Here is a 21,219-nt window from a genome sequence, read left to right as displayed (position 1 = left end):
GAAGTCCAGGGAAAAGTCAAGGTGGTGGAGATAGCTTATGTCGGAACCCATGAAAAAGCCCCATACTGATGAAGAAATAATCACGCTGAATTTGCGTGTTCGACGCAGTATTGCAGGCAAGATTAAACAATATGCTCAGTTTTTGGAAGACGAGGACAAGCCTGCCTATTCTGTAGCTGATGTTTTTCCTGAATATATGGACAAAAACCCCCAGATAGCTCTTCGGGCCTACAGAACCAGAGAGAGTTTGACGCAGAAGGAGCTGTCGCTTAAGACCGGAATTCCCCAGCATCAGACAAGTGAGATGGAAAACGGCAAAAGAGGGATTGGTAAAGAACGAGCCCGCAAGCTTGCCCAGGCCCTGAGTGTTTCTGATTATCGGTATTTCCTGTAACCTTGACTAGGACAAACAGCTTATGAAAAAAACCCTCATCACCGGCATAACAGTCCAGGACTGAGCATACCTGGCAGAACTGCTCCTGCACAAGAACTACACAGTCCACGGCATCAAGCGCAGGGCCTCAAGCTTCAACACTGACCGTGTGGACCACCTGTACCAGGATCCACACACTGAAAACAGAAACTTCATCCTGCACTACGGCGACCTGACAGACGCTACAAATCTGATCCGGATAATCCAGCAGGTGCAGCCGGACGAGATCTACAATCTGGCAGCCCAGAGCCATGTGCAGGCTTCCTTTGAGACTGCCGAATAAACCGCCAATGCCGATGCCCTGGGTACGCTTAGAATACTGGAAGCAATCAGACTTTTGGGCCTGACAGACAAGACCAGGTTCTACCAGGCCTCAACATCAGAGCTGTTCGGCAAGGCCGTGGAGACTCCCCAGACCGAGAAAACCCCTTTTTATCCAAGAAGCCCTTACGCAGCAGCCAAGCTCTATGCCTACTGGATTACGGTTAATTACCGGGAAGCTTATGGCATGTATGCCTGCAACGGGATTCTCTTTAACCACGAATCACCCATTAGAGGCGAGACCTTTGTAACCCGCAAGATTACCCGGGCAGCCGCCAGAATAGCCCTGGGCCTTCAGGGTACGCTTTATCTGGGTAACCTGGATGCCAAAAGAGACTGGGGCCATGCCCGGGACTTCGTGCGCATGCAGTGGCTGATGCTGCAGCAGGATGAGCCGGAGGATTTTGTAATAGCTACGGGAGAGCAGCACAGCGTGCGGGACTTCTGCGAACTGGCCTTTGCAGAGCTTGGGATTAAGCTCAACTGGGATGGGCAGGGCGTAAATGAAATGGGAAAGGATGAGCAGGGAAGAGTGCGGGTTCATGTCGATCCCCGCTATTTCAGACCTACAGAAGTGCAGTCCCTGCTTGGAGGCCCGGCCAAAGTCAGGGAAAAGCTTGGCTGGACCCCGGAGATATCCTTTCAGGACATGGTAAAAGAGATGGTTCTTCATGACCTAAGCCTTGCCAGGCGGGATAAGCTGTGCAATGACCACGGGTATGAAGTCTACGATTCGCATGAATAGAAACAACCTTTACTTCAGGCCCGGCGTTCAATAAGATAGCCTTATCTGAATTTAGGAGGCTACTTCAATGAGCATACGTCTGGAACTCGACAACGATCTGCAGGATGCCCTGCGCATACCCCCGGAAGAACAGGAAAGCAGGCTTCGCCGGGAACTATCCTTACGGCTTTATGAAAAAGGGCTTCTTTCTCTGGGAAAAGCCCGCCACATGGCTGGCATGGATAAGTGGGAATTTCTTTTGCTCCTGTCCCGGGAAGGCATACCCAGGCAGTACGATACAAAAGAGCTGGATCGAGACCTGTCTACCTTGGATTCTCTTCCATGAAGGCCATATCCAATTCGTCTGTTCTCATAGGGCTTAGCTCCATCGGCAGGTTAAGCATTTTGCACAACAGGTTTCCGCAAGGAATAATTGTTCCTTGGGCAGTCTGGGAGGAAGTGGTTGAAACCGGCCATGGTTTGCCTGGTGCTCAAGAGGTCGCCCGTGCAGAGTGGATTACCACCCAGCAGGTACAAAATAAGGTTTTCAGTCTTTCACTTCAGGTATCTCTTGACCGCGGAGAAGCTGAAGTTATTGCTCTGAATCAGGAAATCAACGCTGATATTTTACTGCTGGATGAAAAAAGTGCTCGAAGTATCGCTGTAAGACTGCAGTACACAGTTTTAGGCACAGTTGGTGTTTTGATCTGGGCCAAAAGAAACTCCCTGTTATCAAATCTATCCCAGGAACTGGATTTATTGCAACAAAAAGGTGGCTTTCGTCTCAGCAAGGATGTCTATGAACTTGCAATCCAAAAGGCAGGTGAGTAGTGATCAAAGATAGCCCGATGCTTATTGCTGGCATATCCGGTGCCATTATGGGGAATCATTTCCACTTAGTGGCCCGGATGCACCCTGATGATGAGATTTCCAATTCAGATGTCATCAAGAGGTGGCAGGACTATTACGGTGACAAGGTCGAGATACCTGCTGACCGGATGGCTGAGGTCAAGAAGAGGCTTTGCAGCCTTGGTGCCTATGCGAAGGACATCAAGCAGAACTTTACCCGGTTAAATGCCGCGTTAAATGCCGCGTAGCGGCCCCCGCACACCATCCTCCCTACCCCTTCATAGTACCTCATCATATATTTCCTCTCTCTATTTTTTTTGCTAAACCCATTGTCTGTGCGGGGATTTAACCGGGTGAACCCGGTTAAATGCTGCGGTAGCAGCACCCCGCACATCACCCTCCTTACACTTCATGTAATTCCTCATCATATGTAACCTCCTTCTATTTTTAGCTATCTCATTTTTGGTGCGGGGGATTTAACCGGGTGAACCAGGTATTACAACAAAAAGCACAGACGTCAGGGATTCTTCTGGGGTGGGCGTTTTAAAAGCATGATTGTACGGGCATATCTGGGCAATATTTTGGCTGAAAACCTGTATGCCCATGCTCTCCCCATATTTTTCTCTGAAAACCATTTCAGCTTCCAAACCCCCCTCTGGCGTAAGGGGTTATTTCCTCCCAGGTTAGGGGGCAATCCAAAAATTGGTTTAATCATAGATGGGGGTTGTTAGAACTTGGCCCCCCGCCCTTGAATTCAAAGCGGATATGGGGGAGGGGGTAGTAATGGGTATTGAGGGTATTGGACAGGGAAGGCTCAAAGCACTATCGTGAAACACGATGGTGGGAGTAATGGGCATGGTGGATATTAGACAGGGGACAGAGTGAGTACATTGGGCAGATTTTTTCTGATGAGTACATAGTGAGTACATGGCTTGAAAAGAGTAAGGGCTTACACCAAGATCGATGTAAGCCCTTGAAATTTATGGTGCCGAGGGACGGAATCGAACCGCCCACACGGGGATTTTCAGTCCCCTGCTCTACCGACTGAGCTACCTCGGCTTGTCCCCTTAAAGAAATAATTATTTATCTGAGACTGTTATTTTTTGCAAGTCTTTTTTTCCAAAATTTCAAATTTACTTTTATCCCGGCTCAGGTTATATAGCCTCATTAAGTTGTTCAAGCGTTCGAATTCAAGTCCTATCAGTTCAAGGTACGGGCTTGCAGGTCACCTTTTATCCGGAAAACACAATTGAGAAGGAGTGTGCAATGGTTTCCATAATCTGGCTTGGGTTATGTTATCTTCTGGGTTCGTTACCCTTTGGCGTCCTTGTGGCTACTAATTTCTGCCGGATTGACCCCCGGTATCAGGGCAGCAAAAACGTTGGGGCAACCAATGTGGCCAGGCTCTGCGGTTTCAGGTACGGAATCACGGTCCTTGTGCTTGACCTGCTCAAGGGCTTTATTCCGGTGTGGGTCGCCATGCAGTTTTCCACGTCTGTTATCTTTATCTCTCTGACCGCCCTGGCAGTAATAATCGGGCATATGTATTCGGTTTTTCTCTACGGCAAGGGAGGAAAAGGTGTGGCTACGACTGTGGGCGTGTTCCTGGCCCTTTCAACCACGGTTACTGCCTGGGCGTTGGGCATCTGCCTGGCCATCGTCTACCTGACCGGTTACGTCGCCCTGGGCTCACTGGCCCTGGTAACCGCAGCTCCGGTTCTGTTTCTGCTCACCGGCAACTTCGGCTATATCCTGGTATCGCTTATAATCATGGCCCTTGTTTTCTGGAGACATGAGGAAAATATCCACAGGGTGCTTACCGGACAGGAAAACAGCTGGCGTTGCAGCTCCTCCGAAGCAACAGTAAACTGATATTCTTTTTTTGATTACTACCTGTCAGGGGTCTGCCCGGAATCTAAGCAGACCCCTGACAGGCAGCTGTTTCCAAAATCCTGGTAGTCCATAGCCGTTCAGGGGTCCCATCACAGCAGGTTCTGGAAATCATCCTCCGCCCGGACGCCTGCCAGCCCCGGCAAAACCATTCAGATTGAGATTGACCCGCCGAAAACTTTTAATAGCAGCCAGAAAAGGTCTCCTGGATTGTATGTCGTAAAAATGGTAACGCTGGAAAAATTACCGGGAACAGGAGAAATTTGGGGGAATTATTGAGATGTCGGGGGTGGATGGCATGTCCTTTGAGTGGAGTACGAATGAGGCACTGGAACTGGCTGAAGGCTATGTGGAAGAGACCGGGCATCATGTCTTTTTGACCGGCAAGGCGGGTACCGGCAAGACTACTTTTTTGAAAAAGCTGCAGGAGACTTCCAGCAAAAGGATGATCACCACTGCCCCCACCGGGGTGGCGGCCCTGAATGCCGGTGGAGTTACTCTGCACTCCTTCTTTCAGTTGCCATTCGGGCCTTTTGTGCCTGGAAGCGAGGCCTTTGAGCGGGACCAGCAGCGCCGGTTCAGAATAAGCAGGGAGAAAAAGAATATCATCCAGAGCCTGGATCTCCTGGTAATTGATGAAATCAGCATGGTCCGGGCAGACCTGTTAGATGCCGTGGATGCGGCCCTTAGACGTCACCGCCGCAGTGATAAGCCCTTTGGCGGAGTGCAGCTGCTTATGATCGGCGATCTGCACCAGCTTTCCCCTGTGGCCAGGTCCCATGAATGGGAGCTTCTGCAGGGCTGTTACAATTCAGTCTATTTTTTCGACAGTCACGCCCTGTCCAGAACCAGGTTCATCAGTATTGAGCTTGAGCACATTTACCGGCAGTCTGATGACAGCTTTATCCGGATCTTAAACCAGGTAAGGGACAACAGGCTGGAACCGGAATCCATCCAGGCGCTTAATACCCGCTATGATCCGGACTTTGTCCCGGACACGGAGCAGGGCTACATTACCCTTACCTCCCACAACAAAAAGGCCGAAAATATCAATAAGTGCAGGCTGGAGGAACTTCCGGGACAGGAGTACCTGTTTTCCGCTAAAATATCGGGCGATTTTCCGGAACAGATATATCCAACAGCTGCTTCTCTTGTGCTCAAAAAAGGGGCCCAGGTCATGTTTGTGCGCAATGATCCAGGCCCGGAAAAACTCTACTACAATGGCAAGATCGGCAGGATCACCTCCATTTCCCGGGATGAAATTCAGGTTCTTTGTCCAGGGGAACCGGAACCGGTCAAAGTGGAACCGCTGACCTGGGAAAACATCAAGTATACCATAAATGAGGATACCAGGGAAATCCAGGAAGAGGTGGCAGGTTCATTTACTCAGCACCCCCTGAAGCCGGCCTGGGCCATAACCATCCATAAGAGCCAGGGATTGACCTTTGAGCGGGCCATCATAGATGTGCAGAATGTCTTCACCCACGGCCAGGTCTATGTGGCCCTGAGCCGCTGCAAAACCATGGAGGGAATGGTCCTTGGCTCGCCGCTTGCCGCCCGGGGGGTGGGCATGGATGAGGCTATCCTCGGCTTTGACCGCGAGATCAGACAGAATCCCCCCGGCAAAGAGCATCTGGATCAGGCCAGGGTCGCTTACCAGCAGCAGTTGCTGCTTGAATGTTTCGATATGGGTCGGCTTGAGAGCCGGCTGCAGTATCTGTTGAGTCTGTTCAAGGACAACAGCCGCCTGGTCCGGATTACAGGTGGTTGTGATATCAAGGAACTGGAAGGCCTTGCAGGTGAGGTCATTGAGGTAAGCCGGGTCTTTTTGCGGGAGCTTGGCGGTATTTTCAGCCCGGAGCGGCTGCCGGAATCTGACAGTTATATTCAGGAAAGGGTTCGCAAGGGATCCCGGTGGTTTCAGGGCAGGCTGGAAAACCTGGCCGGGCCCCTGGGGGATACCGGGGTGGAAACTGATAATGCTGAAGTAAAAAAGAGGATCGTCAATGCCCTGAACAACCTGCAAAAGGATCTGGCCGTCAAGCTGGCCGGGATTAAAAGCTGTGAGCAGGGCTTTTCTTCAGCCGGGTACCTGCAGGCAGTGGCCAGGGCGGAAGTGGAGTTTACACCCCGGAGCAGGAAAAAGCCTGAGGCTTCGGAGTGGACTGAATCGGACATCGCCCACCCAGAGCTTTTCCAGGCCTTGAAAAAATGGCGTCAGGCCAAAGCCAGGGAGCAAAATCTTGCCCCGTATCAGATACTGCATCAACGGGTGGCTGTCCAGATTGCAGTCACTCTGCCAGCGACCCGGGCCGAGCTGAAGAAGATACGCGGGGTGGGGGAAAAGACCATTGCCAGGTTTGGACAGGAACTTTTGGATATGGTCGCAGATTATCGCCGCAAACACGGCATAGAGAAGGTGGTCCTGCCGGAGAAGCCCGGTTCGCAGTCAAAAGAGCAGCCCAGCAAAAAGATTCAGGCAGGGGATACCAGGCAGGTGACCCTGGACCTGTTCAGACAGGGCCAGAGCCCGGACAGTATTGCCGAAAACAGGGGCCTGACCCGGTCCACCATAGACACCCATCTGGCCTACCTGATCCATCAGCAAGAACTGCGCATTGACGAGCTTCTTTCTTTTGAACTGCAAAAAAGTATTGAACAGGCCATTTCAGAGGTTCAGGGAAACTCCCTCAAGGACATAAAAGAAAAACTGGGTGATGAGGTCAACTACGGACAGATAAAAATGGTTCTGGCCCACCAGGGAACATTTATCCGTTGATGGCGGAAAACAGCCCAATATTAACCCTTGCAGTCTAAGCAGGTTTGCCATAGGTTCGATACATGCAAAAATCACCTCTCCCCAACGCAAAGCCCCTTCATGACGCAGCCCGGTACTGGGGAGCCGATCTGGTGGCTGTGGCGGACACATCACGTCTGGAAGGCATCGAAACGGATCCTTCGGATCTCCTGCAGGGTTACCCCCGGGCAGTCTCCATAGCAGTGCACCTGGCAGACGGGATCATGGACCACATCACCAGCAGGCCCACGCCGCTCTATGCCAGGCATTACCAGAACGTCAACGCCCTTCTTGATCATATTGCCATCCGCATCTCAGGCCTGCTGCAGTCCTGGGGTGGAAAGGCCCTGCCTGTCCCGGCCAGCCATATCCTGAGTGAAGAACGCTTTACAGCTGCCATATCGCACAAGGCCGTGGCCATTCAGGCGGGACTGGGCTGGCAGGGCAAACCTACGATTCTGGTTACTCCTCAGTTCGGCCCCAGGGTGCGCCTGACAACCGTGCTCACAGACCTGGTCCTGCCTGCGGGTAAGCCCATCAAGAATAAATGCGCCAAGTGCACTTACTGTGTGGAGGCCTGCCCTGCCGGGGCGATTAAAAATGCTTCTACGGCTTTGCACTATGACTTGCGTTCAGAGGCCCTTGATCTTGATGCCTGCGTTGGACAGCTCCGCAGCAATGAGCAGGAAAAGCACATCCCTCCATATCTCTGCGGCGTATGTGTCTCGGCCTGCCCGTGGGGCAGACCCAAAGGATCTGAAAAGCGCTGAGGGAAGAACCTATCAGGGGTTCAGGGTTGCTTCTTCTCAAGCAGAAACTCTCCTGCCCTGTACTCCGACCAGTAGATGTTCTCTCTGTTTGGAAGGTGAAAGCCCACATGCCCGCCGTACTCAGGGATTTCCAGAAAAAGATGATCATTTTTCGAGGCCTGTTCCAGGGGAAAACAGGAAGGAGTCAGAAAGGGATCGTCCCCGGCCTGGACCAAAAGGCTTGGAACACGGATGTTTTTCAAAAACTGCAGGCAGGACGCCCTGGCATAGTAGTCTTCCGCGTCCCGGAACCCGTTCAGGGGCGCTGTGTAACGGTTGTCGAAATCGTGAAAACTCCATGTAATATTCAGGCCCTTTGCATCAAAAATCCCGGGGAACATCTTTGCCTTCAGACGTATCTTCGCCCTGAGACTGCGCATGAAATGCATGACATAAATGCGGCTTACGGTTGAGTCCAGCCTGGCAGATGATGCGGATAAATCGCATGGCACGGAAAAGGAGCAGGCTGCCCGGACCTGGCAAGGGACCTGCCCGGGATCTTCGCCCAGATACTTGAGCAGTTGATTGCCTCCCATGCTGAAACCCACAAGGAAAACATTTTCATATCCCTGCCTGATTACATGGTGGATTACCGTGTCCAGGTCATCAGTCACGCCACTGTGATACAGGCGGGGCAGACGGTTGGGAGTGCCCGAACAGCCCCGGAAATTCATGCACACCGCGTCCATTCCCAGCCGGGTAAGATGTCTGGCCATGCCCAGAGGATATTTTTTGCGCGAATTTCCTTCCAGGCCATGACTTATGACCACGGCCGTCCTTTTATCTGAGCGCCGGCTCATATGCCAGTCAATATCCAGGAAATCCCCATCCGGAGTGTCTATTCTTTCCCGGTCAGGATCAGTGTGCGGTACAGGGCGAAACAGGGCGGGATATACAGTGTGGACATGGCCGTTTCTAAACAGGTGAACAGGTGTGTATCCGGGGCTTGGCAAAACTGGCATTATTTTATGGATAAGCTGTTAAACAGCTACAGCGTCTCTGATAATTGTAAAATCCAGCGTAACTATTCAGGGGGTGCCAGCAATCGCCACCGGGAATAGACTTGAAGCGTACTCCCCAGCCGTGAGCGGCAGAGCCGCCCGCCTGTCCCGTGAAACAAACGTAGTTTCAGCGTAGCTGGTTTCACTGGGATGTGCAACGAAGTTGCCCGTGCCAAAAAAATCTTCTTAGGCACGGGAAGCCTTCAGGCTTCTCACGGGTGCTCCGCACACACGGTTTTGAAGAATAAAAGATCCCCAGCAAGGCATTACCCGCCTGGAAGACAGGCAAATTGGCATATCTCCCCCCTGAAGAGTTACAATCCAGCTTTCCCAGCGGTCCTTTTTGAGTCCTCTCAGAGGCATCAATTATCTCTATGGATACAATTTTGCCATCTTTGCCGTAATCAATAACAACTCCGTTAATCTCTAAAGAATCCACAATGGGCTCCCCAGGGAGGAATTCTATATTCATCAGATCGTACTTTGAATCATAATCAATCTTCATACTGTTGTTCCTCTCAATATCTGGAGACCTGGGACGTAAAACAGCCTGTAATCACTGAAAGTTGATTGTCCTCTTCCTCGTATAGCAACCTGAGTAGATAACTACTGTCATCAAAAAAATATTTGCGTTGAGCTACAGCTCAACCCTTTGTCCTCTCAACCATTTGATCAGGTTTTTGTATAGTTTAAAAAACCATACTCTCTTCAACACCACGTTGGGCAAGCTTTTTTCGGGCAACAGGGATAATGGTAATGAGTAAAAGGCTCGCTGGACATGGACATCTCCTTCTCTCATATTTTATAAGCCAGACTCAAGCAGCATGCAAGGCCTTTCTTTCCCTGCGTCCAAAGCAGCGAAACAGGGAACCGAAAACAGTTCCTGATCCTTTATTCCGTAATGACCAAGCCACCCTTAATTTTGGCCTCAAGGAATGGAACGAGCTGGACCCCCAGGAGATTGTCCGCAAATACCAATTCCTGCATCCCTCAATTCCATCCAACTCTTGTACCCCTTAATCAAACTCCCGGCACACCCCTTGCATAAAAACCCCACAAAAAGTTCAAAGCCAAATAGCAACAACGCAAGGAGAAGCCCATGTTCAACGAATCCCCTTCAGCCGGACGCGGCCACGATCCTGAAGAACTCCTGGCCCAGGCCAGGCAGGCCTTGGACAACGAAGACTGGTCCACCGCCGTCAAGGTTTTGAACAGCATCCTATTACGCCACAAAAAAAACACTCCGCACGAGGCATATATACTGCTGTCCAGGGCCCTGCGCGGCCAGGACAAGCTGGACAGGGCGGAAAAAATTATCCAGCAGGGCCTTACAGGCTACCCGGACAGCATCAGCATGCTCACCGAGTATGCTGACATCGCCAGGATCAGGGAGGACTGGGCCGAGACCAAGGCCCGCCTGGACGTACTCAAGCAAAAAATTGACGCCCTCAAGGCCGCCTCGGCCCGGGCCTCTACCCCGCAACCTTCTCCTTCCAGTGAGCCTGAAGCTCAGCATCAGGAACAGCATCAGCCACAGACAGAACCGGAAATTTCTGCCCGGACCCGGACCAAGAAAATCATGTGGCTCTCCCCCATGTGCGCCCTGGACCGCCGCAGCGGAGCCGCCTGCCAGATGCGCTCCGTGCTCTGCACCCTGGCCGGAGCCGGATGGGACGCCTACGCCGTGAACATGACCCTGTGCGACGGCCAGGAGGAATACCCAGTGGGCAGCATCATCGGAGACAAGCGGGCTGTTCCGGAAAATTACGGCAAGGTGTTCAAGATCAAGCGTGACGGGGTCAAGCACAACATCTTCTATACCAGAAGCAGCTACGGCAAGAACCTGACCAAAGAGGAAGCCAGGGATTTTTTCCAGCACGCCAAAAGGGCCCTGGAGCAGATAAAGCCGGACGTGGTTTTGACCTACGGCAGTTCCAGCCTGTGCAAAGAACTCATCAAGGTGGCCCGGAAAAACTGCACAACCCTTATCTTTTACCTGGCCAACCCCAGCTACGATGACCCCGAACTTTTCCGTCCCTTTGACCAGGTTTTGGTGCCTTCGCAGTTTCAAAGCGATTATTACCAGGAAAAGATCGGCATCAAAAGCTCTGTCCTGCGCACCATGATCCCCGAGGGCAGCCAGATAAGCCCCCAGGAAGTTTTGTCCACCCAGGCCCCGCAGATGCGCAGGAAAGGATTTATCACCATGATCAACCCCTCCATGGCCAAGGGGGCCACCCTGTTCGCCAGGCTGGTGAGCACGGCCCTGCGCGAGCGTCCGGACCTGCTTTTCCTGGCCGTGGAAAGCCGCATGAGCAGTGATCAGTGGGCCGAAGCAGGTATCGACCTGGCCGGCATGAAAAATATCTGGTGGATCCCCAACCAGGAGGACGTGCGCACCATCTATGCCCGCACATCCATTCTGCTTTTTCCCTCCTTCTGGAACGAGGCCTCGGGCCGCAGCATCGCCGAGGCCCAGCTGGGCGGTATCCCTGTCCTGGCCTCCAACCACGCCGGCATGCCCGAGCAGCTGAACGGCGGAGGTTTTCTTTTTGATATCCCGGAAAAGTACCGCCAGAAATACAGCCGGGTGCCCTCCGAGGCCGAAGTCCGGCCCTGGCTGGACACCATATACCGGCTCATGGACGATGATGAGTTCTACCGGGACTCCACCAGGCGCGCCCTGGAATGCGGGGCCATGTTCCACCGCGATGTAATGCAAAAGGACATAATCCAGCGCTTCGAGTCCTTTGCCGACGGCGAAAACCTGCTCCCGCCCCTGGAGCCGGGACAGAAAACCCCGGCCCACACCCCTGTGCAAAGAGGGGAAAAACTCTCCCGCAACGCACCCTGCCCCTGCGGCTCCGGCAAAAAAGCCAAGAAGTGCTGCGGAGTGGAGACGGATAACCAGGGTAAGGCAACCGGTGCAGAACAAAAAGCTCCCCGGCAGCAGCTGGACCCACCGACCCCGGATCAGATCGTAAACAGCTCAGCCAACCGCCGACCTGAGCCAGAAGAAATAAGCCGGGAAATGCAGGAAATAAAAGAAGCCCTGGGATACAACCCGGATTTAACCGCCCCGGTCACTTTCAATGAAAAGATGGCCCGGCGCAGGCTCCTGGGCGAGGTCACGGACGCCGAAACTTTGCAGGACAGGTGGCAGGTGCGCCGGTGGGTGCAGGACCGCGCAGACGAAAGCGTCCTGCCTGAGGTTTACCAGGCTGTTTCCAGTGCAGACCAGATCAGCTGGGATGAACTGCCTGAAAGCTTTGCCATAAAGACCAGCTTCAACAACCAGGTACGCCTTATCCCGGACAAAAGCCGCATAAACCCCCGGGATGTAGAAAAGCTCTGCAGGCAGTGGTTAAACGGCCACGCAAAGACTGACGGAGAAACTCCTGGCAGGGCTGTGCAGCCGGTGGTCATGTTCACCGGGCTTTACCTGGACAGCCACGCCATGCTGCCCAGGTCATACGGATTTTTCGTATTCCACGGACAGTGCCGCTTCATCCAGGTGGATCACCCCTTTCCAGAGCCAAAGCGCACCCTTTACTCTCCGGACTGGGAGATTCTGCCCCTGTGCCTGGACCTGCCCCAGGGACCGGTTCAGGACAAACCGGAAAATCTACAGGAAATGATAGACCTGGCCCAGAAGCTTGGCCAGGGTTATGACTTCATGCGCGTGGACCTGTATTCTGTGCAGGGCAGGGTCTTTTTCGAGGCCGTGGACCTCTTCCCCGGGGAAGCCAGACAGCGCTTTTTCCGCCCCCGCGACCCGGACAGCACCTACGAACCTGACCAGTGGGCAGGAGCATTCTGGGAATAAGATTTGTTGGCACTCGAAGCCTTCAGGCACCCCTCTTCATCCGTGAGCGTCAAAGCCGCCCGACTGAATGGTTACGTGATGATCTACTAAGACGTTAGCAGGAGTCCCGTCAGAGGCCACAGACCACTCCACTCCACACATCAATATACAGGCCCGGAGTCCCGCACAAAGAGACAGGGGGTTAAGGGTTGTCCTGCTCCTGTTTCGGACGTCTGGATACTTAGTGTCCTCTGGGACCCCAGAAAGAAAAAGGGGTTAAGATTTTTACCTTAACCCCTTGAAATTTGTGGTGCGCCCGGCAGGATTCGAACCTGCGACCTACTGATTCGTAGTCAGGCACTCTATCCAGCTGAGCTACGGGCGCGCAAAGAAGAAAATATAAGTACTTTCAGGTAAACAAGTCAAGTTTTATTTTTTATTGTTCTCAGGAAAACCAAGATCCAGGTCAGGAAACTCTATCTCCTCTTCCACTCTCGCTCTCTGGCCGGTCCTGTTGTGGCCAGACGTTTCCGGATCATCCGCTTCCAGCTCCTTGCCCAGATCAAGGCTGAACTCTGTATCATCCCCTTTTGTCTCCCGGCTTTCAAAATCCATGGAAGAATGTTCCTCTTCATCTGACCGGCCGGATATTTCCATCCTGGAACCATCCAGAGCACCATCCCCGTAAAATTCTGCTTCTTGGGATTCATCTTCCTGACTGGAAAAATTCCAGGAATCACCCGGGGCCTGCACCCACTCTACATTGAAAATCCTGCGCTCTGCGGCCCAGTCGTAACCGCACTTGGGGCAGTGGTCCAAGTGATCAAAAGAGGTATAACTGCATTTGGTGCAAAACATTGGGTACCTCCTTTACCTGACTGAAGCACTGAATATATCAGCTGTTGTTTCCATCACCGCCCTTTCTTTTGGCCATTTCCTCTTCCCGTAAGGCCCGGCGAAGAACTTTGCCCACTATGGTCTTGGGCAGTTCCTCCCGGAATTCTATCTGCTTGGGCACCTTGAAACTGGCCAGCTTCTGCTTGCAGAAGGAGACAATATCCGCCCTGGTTAGCTCTTGGCCCTCTTTTGGCACCACGAACGCCTTGACCACCTCACCCCTGGTGGAATTGGGAATGCCCACAGTCACAGCTTCCTTAACACCTGGATGTTCGTAAAGAACTTCATCTATCTCCCTTGGATACACATTGTAACCTCCGGTGATGATCAGGTCTTTCTTGCGGTCTACTATATAAAAATAACCCTCTTCATCCATATAGGCAATATCCCCGGTATAAAGCCAGCCGTCCCGCAGGGTCTGGGCGGTTTCCTCCTGCTGATTCCAGTATCCCTTCATTACCTGAGGGCCTTTTACAATGAGCTCTCCGGTTTCATTGGAGGAAAGAGGTCCTTCTCCGCTGTCCATGTCTACAATGGCTGCATCGGTATCCGGAAAAGGCAGCCCTATGGAACCGATTTTGCGCTTGCCCCGCAGTGGATTGAAATGAGTGATGGGTGAAGCTTCGGTCAGGCCGTAGCCCTCGATGATCTCGGCCCCGGTGGTCTTGTTGAACTTCTCGATTGACTCTCTCGGTATGGGCGCGGACCCGGAAATGCAGTAGTCAATGGAGGACAGGTCATAACTGTCAATGTCCTTTTGCTGCAAAAGCGCCTGGAAAACAGCCGGAGCAGAGGGAAAAATGGTGGGTTTGATTTTGTGGATGGCCTTCAGGACATCCCTGGGGACAAACCTGGGGTACGGGGCCAGGGTGGCACCGATGGCCGTGGCGAAATTGACGCATACTGTCAGGCCGTAAATATGAAAATAGGGAAGCAGACCCAGTACAGTGTGCTCCCCCAGCTGTATATTGTGCAGCATGGACATGGCCTGGCGTACATTGGCGGCCAGGTTGTAATGGGTCAGCATGACCCCCTTGGACATCCCTGTGGTACCCCCTGTATACTGCAGTACAGCCAGGTCCTGCCTGGGCTCCGGAGTATATTTCAAAAAAACTTCACCCTTCTGGATAAGTGATGTCCAGGGAAGAATCTTTTCTTCATCATAAGGGATGTCGACTGCTTTTTTCTCCCGGTGCATCTTGAAACGATAAAGCCAGGTCAGCGGAAAACGCAGACAATCCGGGATGCTGGTCACAAAAACGCGCTCCAGGCCGAGCCTTGGCAGAAGCTCTGAAAGCTTGGGCCAGAGCATATCCAGGGTAATCAGAAACTTGGACTCAGAATCGCCGAAGTGGTGCAGGATCTCCTTTTCCATATACAAAGGATTGGTCATGACCACCGTGCCACCAGCCTTGAGCACTCCCCAGTAGGTGATGACTGTCTGGGGCAGATTGGGCAGCATAATGGCCACTCTGTCACCGGGACTCAAACCGTAGCTTCGAAGATTGGCTGCTACATTCTCTGTCAGTTCCTGGAGCTTTTTGTAATTTATCTTCCAGTTGTTGAAAATTATGGCCCTGCGCCGGGGATGCTTAGATGCTACCCGGTCCAGGTATTCATATACGGGTATATCTTCGTAATCCAGAGAAGAACTTACTTCACTGTCGTAGTATTCCAGCCAGGGTCTTGGTATATCCGTTTTAATCATGTATCCAGCCTTTTGTTTTTCAACAAAATTGACAGCAATTATTTATGAAGACAATACAGTAGACACCAAAAATTTGTAACCGATTGTATCTGTTTAGCGCTTTTAAGGAAAGCAGGGGACAGGCACCCCCGCACTTATTTTTCTGAAGGATGTTTGACGGAATTTTAAAAATAAGTGCGGGGAGAGCCAGTCCCCATGCCACATGCAAAGCGCTAAAAGATACTAACCGATAAAGAGATCCAATATAAGCAAGGGGATAACACAATTTCAGCCATGCAGGGGACGTCGGTCACCACCAACCGGAACAGCCTTCAGGCGTACTCTCCAGCCGTGAGCGGCAAAGCCGCCAGTGGGCAACGAAATTGTTAGTGCCAAAAAATTATGTTTATCCCGGGCAAACGGAGTCAGTCTAAAAAAAACAGCTTTTTAAATCAACTTAAACTTTCGTCCCTGAAAATTTCCTTTTTTCCCTGATGCCTGAATACTTTCATTGACAGGCACCAGGATCATCTGCAGAGTTCTGGCTTTAAAAAACAAAAAAGTTTGGATGGACAGGTCTTTTTAACCTTTACAATCAAGCAGCAGGTGTTATTTTGCTTTTTATTCCAGCAGGCTTTTTCGCCTCAAAACAAGGACCTCTCCTCGTGAACACACTTTATAAAAACCGGCAAACCTATTTTTTGGAGGAACAATGCGATTATATATCAAAACCTTTTTATTGCTGACTTTATTTTTTATTTGGTCCGGCAGCATTGCAGGGGCTTCCCTGCCGGAATTTTCAGATCTGGCTGAAAAGGCAGGCCCGGCGGTAGTCAACATAAGCACTGTGAAAAAAGTAGAAAGGCCTGAGATGGGGGATTTTTTCCGCGGTTTCCAGGATCGCGGGCACCCTTTTGAGGAGTTTTTTGACCAGTTCGAAAGATTTTTCGGTGAAAGGGAGCGTCAGCCCAGAGAGCAGCGTTCCCTTGGCTCTGGCTTTATCATTTCCCAGGACGGATACGTAGTGACCAACAATCACGTGGTTGAAGGGGCGGAGGAAATCAAGGCCACCTTCAGACTGGAAGACGAAGAAAAAACATTTGAAGCAGAGATAATCGGTACTGACCCTGAGACCGACCTGGCCCTTATAAAGATCAATACTGATATGGAACTGCCCACCCTGGAGTTCGGCAACTCCGAAGACATGAAGGTGGGGCAGTGGGTTGTGGCCATAGGCAACCCCTTTGGACTCAATCACACTGTTACCGCAGGAATAATCAGCGCCAAGGGGCGGGTAATAGGTGCCGGCCCTTATGACAACTTCATCCAGACCGATGCTTCCATCAATCCCGGCAACAGCGGCGGACCTCTTTTAAATATGCAGGGCGAGGTAATAGGGATCAATACGGCTATAGTAGCCGCAGGACAGGGAATCGGATTCGCCATACCCAGCACCATGGCTGAAGACATCATCAGCCAGCTTAAGACGGATCAGAAAGTCAGCCGCGGCTGGCTGGGCGTAACCATCCAGAATGTCGACCAGGATATCGCTGACGCCCTGGGCCTGGAGGAAGCCAGAGGTGCCCTGGTTGCCGGCGTAACTCCCGGCGATCCCGCTGAAGAAGCCGGCATGGAAGCCGGTGACGTTATTGTCTCCCTGAACGGCGACTCTGTTGAAGACTCTTCCGACCTTACCAGGAAAATTGGACAACTGGCCCCCGGTTCTGAAGCCACTGTTGGATTCTACAGAGACGGTGAGAAAAAAGATGTCACCGTAACCCTGGGGGAAAGAGACCTGGAAGGCCTGGCTGAACGTCCCGAACCGGAACCGGAGAGCGAAAAGGCTGACCTGGGGATGTCTTTTCGTTCCCCTTCACAGGAAGAGGCTGAGCAGCTGGGCTTAAGCGAGCCCCAGGGCCTGCTTGTAACCGAAGTTGAGCCAAGGTCCCCGGCCCACCGCGCAGACATCGCCCCGGGAGATCTGATCCTGCAGGCCAACGGTCAGAGGGTGGACAGTACCAATGATTTCTTCACCATCCTGGAAGAAGATGCCAAGCCCAAGCAGGTGCTCATGCTGCTGGTAAACAGGCAGGGGCAGAATATCTTCAGGACCATACCGCTCAGGGATTAACACCTGAAAACATATGACAGGCGGCATGTTCATCCGGACATGCCGCCGGCAAAGATAAAGCCCATGAGCAAAACCTACAGCATAAAGTCCGGCTGCAAGATAAATCTTTACCTGAAAATACTGGACAAACGCCGGGATGGATACCATAATCTGGATTCCATTTTTTATCCCCTGTCCAGGCCGGGGGATTATATCGATGTCATTCTTGTACCCGGCTCCGGGATCTCCCTGCGCGCCTGCCCCAAGAGCCTGGAAAAAAGCAGCAATATCCTTTTGAACACCTATAAGCTTTTTGCCGCAGCAACCGGATTTCGCCCCGGACTCAAGGTCTACCTGAGCAAAAACATTCCCGTGGGGGCCGGACTCGGCGGGGGCAGCTCCAACGCGGCTTCTTTTCTGCTTTTTCTCAACAGCTTAAACAGGGCCACCGCCCTTACCAGGGAAAAACTTTTTGAACTGGCTTCAGAGCTGGGGGCGGACGTGCCCTTTTTCATTTACAACAGGCCAGCCCGGGTCACGGGCAAGGGAGAAATCGTATCGCCGGTGCATATAGGCCTGCATGGACTGCACTTGCTTGTCATCTGCCCGGAAGTAAGCATAGATACGGCCAGGGCCTATCAGGCCCATGACCAGAAAACCAGGGACTCCCGCCCACCTGGTGACTCAGTATTGACAACCGGACCCTTAACAGATAATAGATCGCCTTTTGAACGGATAATTCTCAGCAACTGTTTTGAAAAAACAGTATTTGCTGAATATCCAGGGCTTGGAAGCATTAAGACACAAATGCTTCAGGCCGGTGCAAGCGGCTGTGTTCTGAGCGGCTCGGGGTCAAGCCTGTGCGCCTTTTTCCGCGAAAGAAAGTATCTTTCGCAGGCCTGCCACACCCTTGACCGTCAGAATGTTTCCTTTTACTATTCCAGAATCAACTGATGGGGCGTCGCCAAGCGGTAAGGCAACGGGTTTTGGTCCCGTCATTCGGAGGTTCGAATCCTTCCGCCCCAGCCAACAAAAAGGACCATGTCCATGCCTGGACACAGGGAACTGAAAATAATAACCGGCAACGCCAACCCTGAACTCGCCAGAGGAATATGTGACCACCTGGGAATGACGCTTAGTCCTACCCTGGTCTGCACTTTCAGCGACGGAGAAAGCAGGGTCGAAATCGGAGACAATGTCAGGGGTGATGACGTTTTCGTGGTTCAACCCACATGTGCCCCTGTCAATCACAATATTCTTGAGCTCTGTCTCATGCTGGACGCCCTCAAAAGGGCCAGTGTTGGCCGGGTTACTGCAGTGATACCCTATTACGGATATGCCCGTCAGGACCGCAAGGTCGTCCCCAGGGTTCCCATAAGCGCCAAACTGGTTGCCGACTTCATCTCCGTTTCCGGCGTAAACCGCATTTTGACTATAGACCTGCACGCAGGGCAGATTCAGGCTTTTTTCAATATCCCGGTGGACAATCTTTTTGCTGCTGAAGTACTTTTGACCTACCTGAAGCAGTTCGGGGATCAGGCTGTTGTGGTCTCCCCCGACGCAGGAGGTACAGAGAGAGCCAGGGCTTACGCCAAGAGAATCGGTGCGGAACTGGCTATAATCGACAAGCGCCGCGACACTCCCAATACGGCCCAGGCCATGCGGGTCATAGGCGATGTCAAAGACAAAGTGGCCATAGTCCTGGACGACATGATCGACACCGGGGGCACCATGATGGAGGCCTCCAAGGTGCTGTCTGAAAAAGGAGCCAGCAAAGTGCTTGCCTGTGCCACCCATCCGGTACTGTCCGGACCGGCCATCGAGAGGATGGAACAGTCCCACTTTTCCGAAATAGTGGTCACTGACACAATACCCCTGAGCGAAAAAGCCAGGGCCAGCGGGAAGTTCCAGGTGATTTCCGTGGCCAGCCTTTTAGCCAAGGCCATCCACAACATTCACACAGAGTCTTCTGTCAGCGTTCTTTTTTCGCATTAATAACCGGACGTTAAACACTTACAAATTAAAAATTTACCGGCAGGCAAAAACGGCCGGATCTGCATCAAGGAGCAAAATAAAAATGTCCGAACTTTACAATCTTAAAGTCGAAGTACGTAACGAAAAAGGCAAATCTGCAGCCCGGAAACTGCGCAAAAACGACTATGTACCCGGAGTCTATTATGACTCTTCCGGCGAGACTCTGCCTTTGAAGGTTAGAAACGGCCCCTTCTACAAGGCCTGGAACCAGGTGGGCACCACTAATGTTGTGGAACTGGAATATACCCACAGCGGAGAGACTCACAGGAAGCCATGCCTCATCTGGTCCATAGACCGCCATCCCTACAAGAAAGTATACATGCATGTTGATTTCTACGGTGTGGACCTGACCAAGGAAGTCACTATTGCCGTACCGGTGGAGGTCAAAGGCACTCCCAAGGGGGCGGAAGACGGCGGAATCATGCGCATATTCCGGCAGACACTGGACCTGACCTGTCTTCCGGCCAACATCCCCTCCCAGGTGACCATTGATGTCTCAAAGCTGGACATCGGGGACAATATTTACATTGAAGACCTGAAAATGCCCGCCGGAGCCAAGGTCACCTTTGAGGAAAACTTTGCCGTTGTCGGTCTGGTTCCGCCCATGCAGGAAGAACCCGAGGCTGAGGCTGAAGAAGGTTCGGAAGAAGAAGGTGCCCGGGAGGCTTCTGAAGAAGAGGCTGCAGAAGAATAGAGCCGGCCAGCTGACGAGCCTGTCCCTGGGAGCCCTGCTGATATTTTCCCGGCCATTTTTGCAGGGCAAGCCAAAAAAACACCAGCAAATACCATTTCAAGACCTGCATATTCATGTACGTTCTGCAGCACCTGCAGGGCTAAGGCTTTGACTTGACCGGGGGCTTCCATTCTGAAGTGTTTCTAACAAAGCTTCAAAGCAAAAGTGCTCTCCCTGGACCGCCCTTCAAAGGGGTACAGTCCAGGGAGTAAAAAACCTGTTTGCTGCAGATCGAACCCTGGGGAAAGGTCTAAGAGATTTTAAAACCGCAATGCCCAACCTGAACAATCCAGCAGGCCGGATAACCGGGCCAAGGCTGATAGCCGGGCTTGGCAACCCTGGCAACCGCTACAGAAATACCAGGCACAACATGGGCTTTCTGGTCCTGGATCACGCTATGGATTCTGCCCGGTGGGAGCCAGGGGAGCATGTCCGCTGTCTTGATGAAAAAAATGAGTTCACCCTTTGGGAGTGGACCATGCCTGAGGACCCGGCTGCAAGGTATCTGCTCAAGCCCATGACCTACATGAACCGAAGCGGAAAAGCCGTGGCCCGTGTGGCGGACCGGCTGAACATCCTGGCGGAGAGTATTCTGGTTGTGCATGATGAAGTGGATCTCCCTCTGGGCAGGGTCAAGCTCAAATTCGGCGGCGGTCTTGCAGGACACAATGGCCTGCGTTCCATAGCAGATCATCTTGGATCCAGGGATTTTGCCAGGCTGAGGATAGGCGTTGGTCGCCCTGAAGACCAGATTTCTCTTTCTGAATATGTGCTGCAGAAGTTTACTCCGGAAGAGCAGAATGACCTGAAAGACTCTCTGGACAGATCCGTAGCCGCCTTACGCCTTTTATTCACACACGGGAAACAGCCTGCCCTTCAGCACATAAATTCTCCTGGAGGCGACCAGGCACACAATATTTAAAAATTTGAAATCACTCATGGACTATTTAAACCCTTTGAGCTACAATCACTCCAACAGGCGAAGAAGAGGCTTTTACAGCCGTGAACCTCTGGGTTCCACTTCCAATCCCCTGTTCATTCCAAAATATGGACCTGCCGGCTGCGACCTGTTTTACCGCCCGGATCATTATCCGGCTACGGGAGATACAAGGCATCGCATGGAACCGAA

General features: G+C 52.2%; 17 protein-coding genes, 3 tRNA genes and 1 pseudogene. 15 read left to right on the top strand and 6 right to left on the bottom strand.

Annotated elements, in window-relative coordinates:
• Window positions 1-49: 49 nt before the first annotated feature.
• The 5 genes and pseudogenes from D5S03_RS00685 to D5S03_RS00665 all read left to right on the top strand — a co-directional run bounded on the left by D5S03_RS00685 (window position 50) and on the right by D5S03_RS00665 (window position 2,575).
• Window positions 50-394: a helix-turn-helix domain-containing protein gene (locus tag D5S03_RS00685; protein ID WP_208596448.1), complete on the top strand. Its 345-nt coding sequence runs from the start codon at window positions 50-52 to the stop codon at window positions 392-394.
• Window positions 395-464: 70 nt separating this feature from the next.
• Window positions 465-1,499: pseudogene (gene gmd / locus D5S03_RS00680) on the top strand (GDP-mannose 4,6-dehydratase).
• 67 nt (window positions 1,500-1,566) lie between these two features.
• Window positions 1,567-1,824, top strand: coding sequence for a UPF0175 family protein (locus tag D5S03_RS00675; RefSeq protein WP_008871569.1), 258 nt, complete (start codon window positions 1,567-1,569; stop codon window positions 1,822-1,824).
• Complete coding sequence (locus D5S03_RS00670; RefSeq protein WP_008871570.1) at window positions 1,821-2,309, top strand: PIN domain-containing protein; 489 nt, start codon at window positions 1,821-1,823, stop codon at window positions 2,307-2,309. Before D5S03_RS00675 ends, D5S03_RS00670 begins: the two co-directional genes overlap by 4 nt.
• Window positions 2,309-2,575 carry a hypothetical protein gene (locus tag D5S03_RS00665; RefSeq protein ID WP_040419297.1) on the top strand — a complete coding sequence of 89 codons (267 nt, stop codon included), beginning with the start codon at window positions 2,309-2,311 and terminating at the stop codon, window positions 2,573-2,575. The genes D5S03_RS00670 and D5S03_RS00665 overlap by 1 nt, the downstream gene beginning before the upstream one ends.
• Before the next feature lie 735 nt (window positions 2,576-3,310).
• Here D5S03_RS00665 and D5S03_RS00660 read toward each other — a convergent pair.
• Window positions 3,311-3,386 (bottom strand) — tRNA-Phe (locus D5S03_RS00660).
• A gap of 207 nt (window positions 3,387-3,593) precedes the next feature.
• Between D5S03_RS00660 and plsY the strand changes: the two genes are divergently transcribed.
• The 3 genes from plsY (at window position 3,594) to D5S03_RS00645 (ending at window position 7,784) form a co-directional block, all read left to right on the top strand.
• On the top strand, window positions 3,594-4,199 hold the full coding sequence (gene plsY, locus D5S03_RS00655) for a glycerol-3-phosphate 1-O-acyltransferase PlsY (RefSeq protein WP_008871571.1): 606 nt from the start codon (window positions 3,594-3,596) through the stop codon (window positions 4,197-4,199).
• 298 nt (window positions 4,200-4,497) lie between these two features.
• Complete coding sequence (locus D5S03_RS00650; protein ID WP_287042379.1) at window positions 4,498-6,996, top strand: helix-turn-helix domain-containing protein; 2,499 nt, start codon at window positions 4,498-4,500, stop codon at window positions 6,994-6,996.
• 62 nt (window positions 6,997-7,058) lie between these two features.
• Window positions 7,059-7,784 carry a 4Fe-4S double cluster binding domain-containing protein gene (locus tag D5S03_RS00645; RefSeq protein WP_008871573.1) on the top strand — a complete coding sequence of 242 codons (726 nt, stop codon included), beginning with the start codon at window positions 7,059-7,061 and terminating at the stop codon, window positions 7,782-7,784.
• Window positions 7,785-7,804: 20 nt separating this feature from the next.
• On the opposite strand, the gene D5S03_RS00640 is transcribed toward D5S03_RS00645, so the two are convergent.
• Together D5S03_RS00640 and D5S03_RS00635 are read right to left on the bottom strand one after the other, a co-directional pair.
• A complete protein-coding gene (locus D5S03_RS00640; protein WP_008871574.1) occupies window positions 7,805-8,785 on the bottom strand; it encodes a YheT family hydrolase in 981 nt (326 codons plus the stop codon).
• 181 nt (window positions 8,786-8,966) lie between these two features.
• Complete coding sequence (locus D5S03_RS00635; protein ID WP_008871575.1) at window positions 8,967-9,329, bottom strand: DUF2283 domain-containing protein; 363 nt, start codon at window positions 9,327-9,329, stop codon at window positions 8,967-8,969.
• 594 nt (window positions 9,330-9,923) lie between these two features.
• On the opposite strand from D5S03_RS00635, the gene D5S03_RS00630 reads away from it, so the two are divergent.
• Window positions 9,924-12,650, top strand: coding sequence for an ATP-grasp fold amidoligase family protein (locus D5S03_RS00630; RefSeq protein ID WP_287042378.1), 2,727 nt, complete (start codon window positions 9,924-9,926; stop codon window positions 12,648-12,650).
• A 287-nt stretch (window positions 12,651-12,937) separates the two neighbouring features.
• On the opposite strand, the gene D5S03_RS00625 is transcribed toward D5S03_RS00630, so the two are convergent.
• The 3 genes from D5S03_RS00625 to D5S03_RS00615 form a co-directional block, all read right to left on the bottom strand.
• Window positions 12,938-13,014 (bottom strand) — tRNA-Arg (locus tag D5S03_RS00625).
• A gap of 44 nt (window positions 13,015-13,058) precedes the next feature.
• Entirely contained in the window at window positions 13,059-13,487 is a 429-nt protein-coding gene (locus tag D5S03_RS00620) for a hypothetical protein (RefSeq protein WP_008871577.1), read from the bottom strand.
• Between the two features lie 37 nt (window positions 13,488-13,524).
• Entirely contained in the window at window positions 13,525-15,234 is a 1,710-nt protein-coding gene (locus D5S03_RS00615; RefSeq protein WP_008871578.1) for a long-chain-fatty-acid--CoA ligase, read from the bottom strand.
• Window positions 15,235-15,925: 691 nt separating this feature from the next.
• Between D5S03_RS00615 and D5S03_RS00610 the strand changes: the two genes are divergently transcribed.
• From D5S03_RS00610 to pth, 6 genes are all read left to right on the top strand, one after another.
• Complete coding sequence (locus D5S03_RS00610; protein WP_008871579.1) at window positions 15,926-17,344, top strand: DegQ family serine endoprotease; 1,419 nt, start codon at window positions 15,926-15,928, stop codon at window positions 17,342-17,344.
• 63 nt (window positions 17,345-17,407) lie between these two features.
• Window positions 17,408-18,277 (top strand): 4-(cytidine 5'-diphospho)-2-C-methyl-D-erythritol kinase, encoded by an 870-nt coding sequence (gene ispE, locus D5S03_RS00605; RefSeq protein ID WP_040419412.1) that lies wholly within the window; start codon window positions 17,408-17,410, stop codon window positions 18,275-18,277.
• A tRNA-Gln gene (locus tag D5S03_RS00600) sits at window positions 18,278-18,352 on the top strand. It begins immediately after the preceding gene.
• An 18-nt stretch (window positions 18,353-18,370) separates the two neighbouring features.
• Window positions 18,371-19,318: a ribose-phosphate diphosphokinase gene (locus D5S03_RS00595; RefSeq protein ID WP_008871581.1), complete on the top strand. Its 948-nt coding sequence runs from the start codon at window positions 18,371-18,373 to the stop codon at window positions 19,316-19,318.
• A gap of 82 nt (window positions 19,319-19,400) precedes the next feature.
• Window positions 19,401-20,051 (top strand): 50S ribosomal protein L25, encoded by a 651-nt coding sequence (locus D5S03_RS00590; protein WP_008871582.1) that lies wholly within the window; start codon window positions 19,401-19,403, stop codon window positions 20,049-20,051.
• Window positions 20,052-20,361: 310 nt separating this feature from the next.
• Window positions 20,362-21,012, top strand: coding sequence for an aminoacyl-tRNA hydrolase (gene pth, locus D5S03_RS00585; RefSeq protein ID WP_008871583.1), 651 nt, complete (start codon window positions 20,362-20,364; stop codon window positions 21,010-21,012).
• The last annotated feature ends 207 nt before the right edge of the window (window positions 21,013-21,219 follow it).

It is taken from the genome of Desulfonatronospira sp. MSAO_Bac3, assembly GCF_003838035.1.
Taxonomy (GTDB): Bacteria; Desulfobacterota; Desulfovibrionia; order Desulfovibrionales; family Desulfonatronovibrionaceae; genus Desulfonatronospira; species Desulfonatronospira thiodismutans.
Note: the sequence above shows the minus strand (reverse complement) of the source record. Positions and strands in the feature narration are given on the sequence as shown.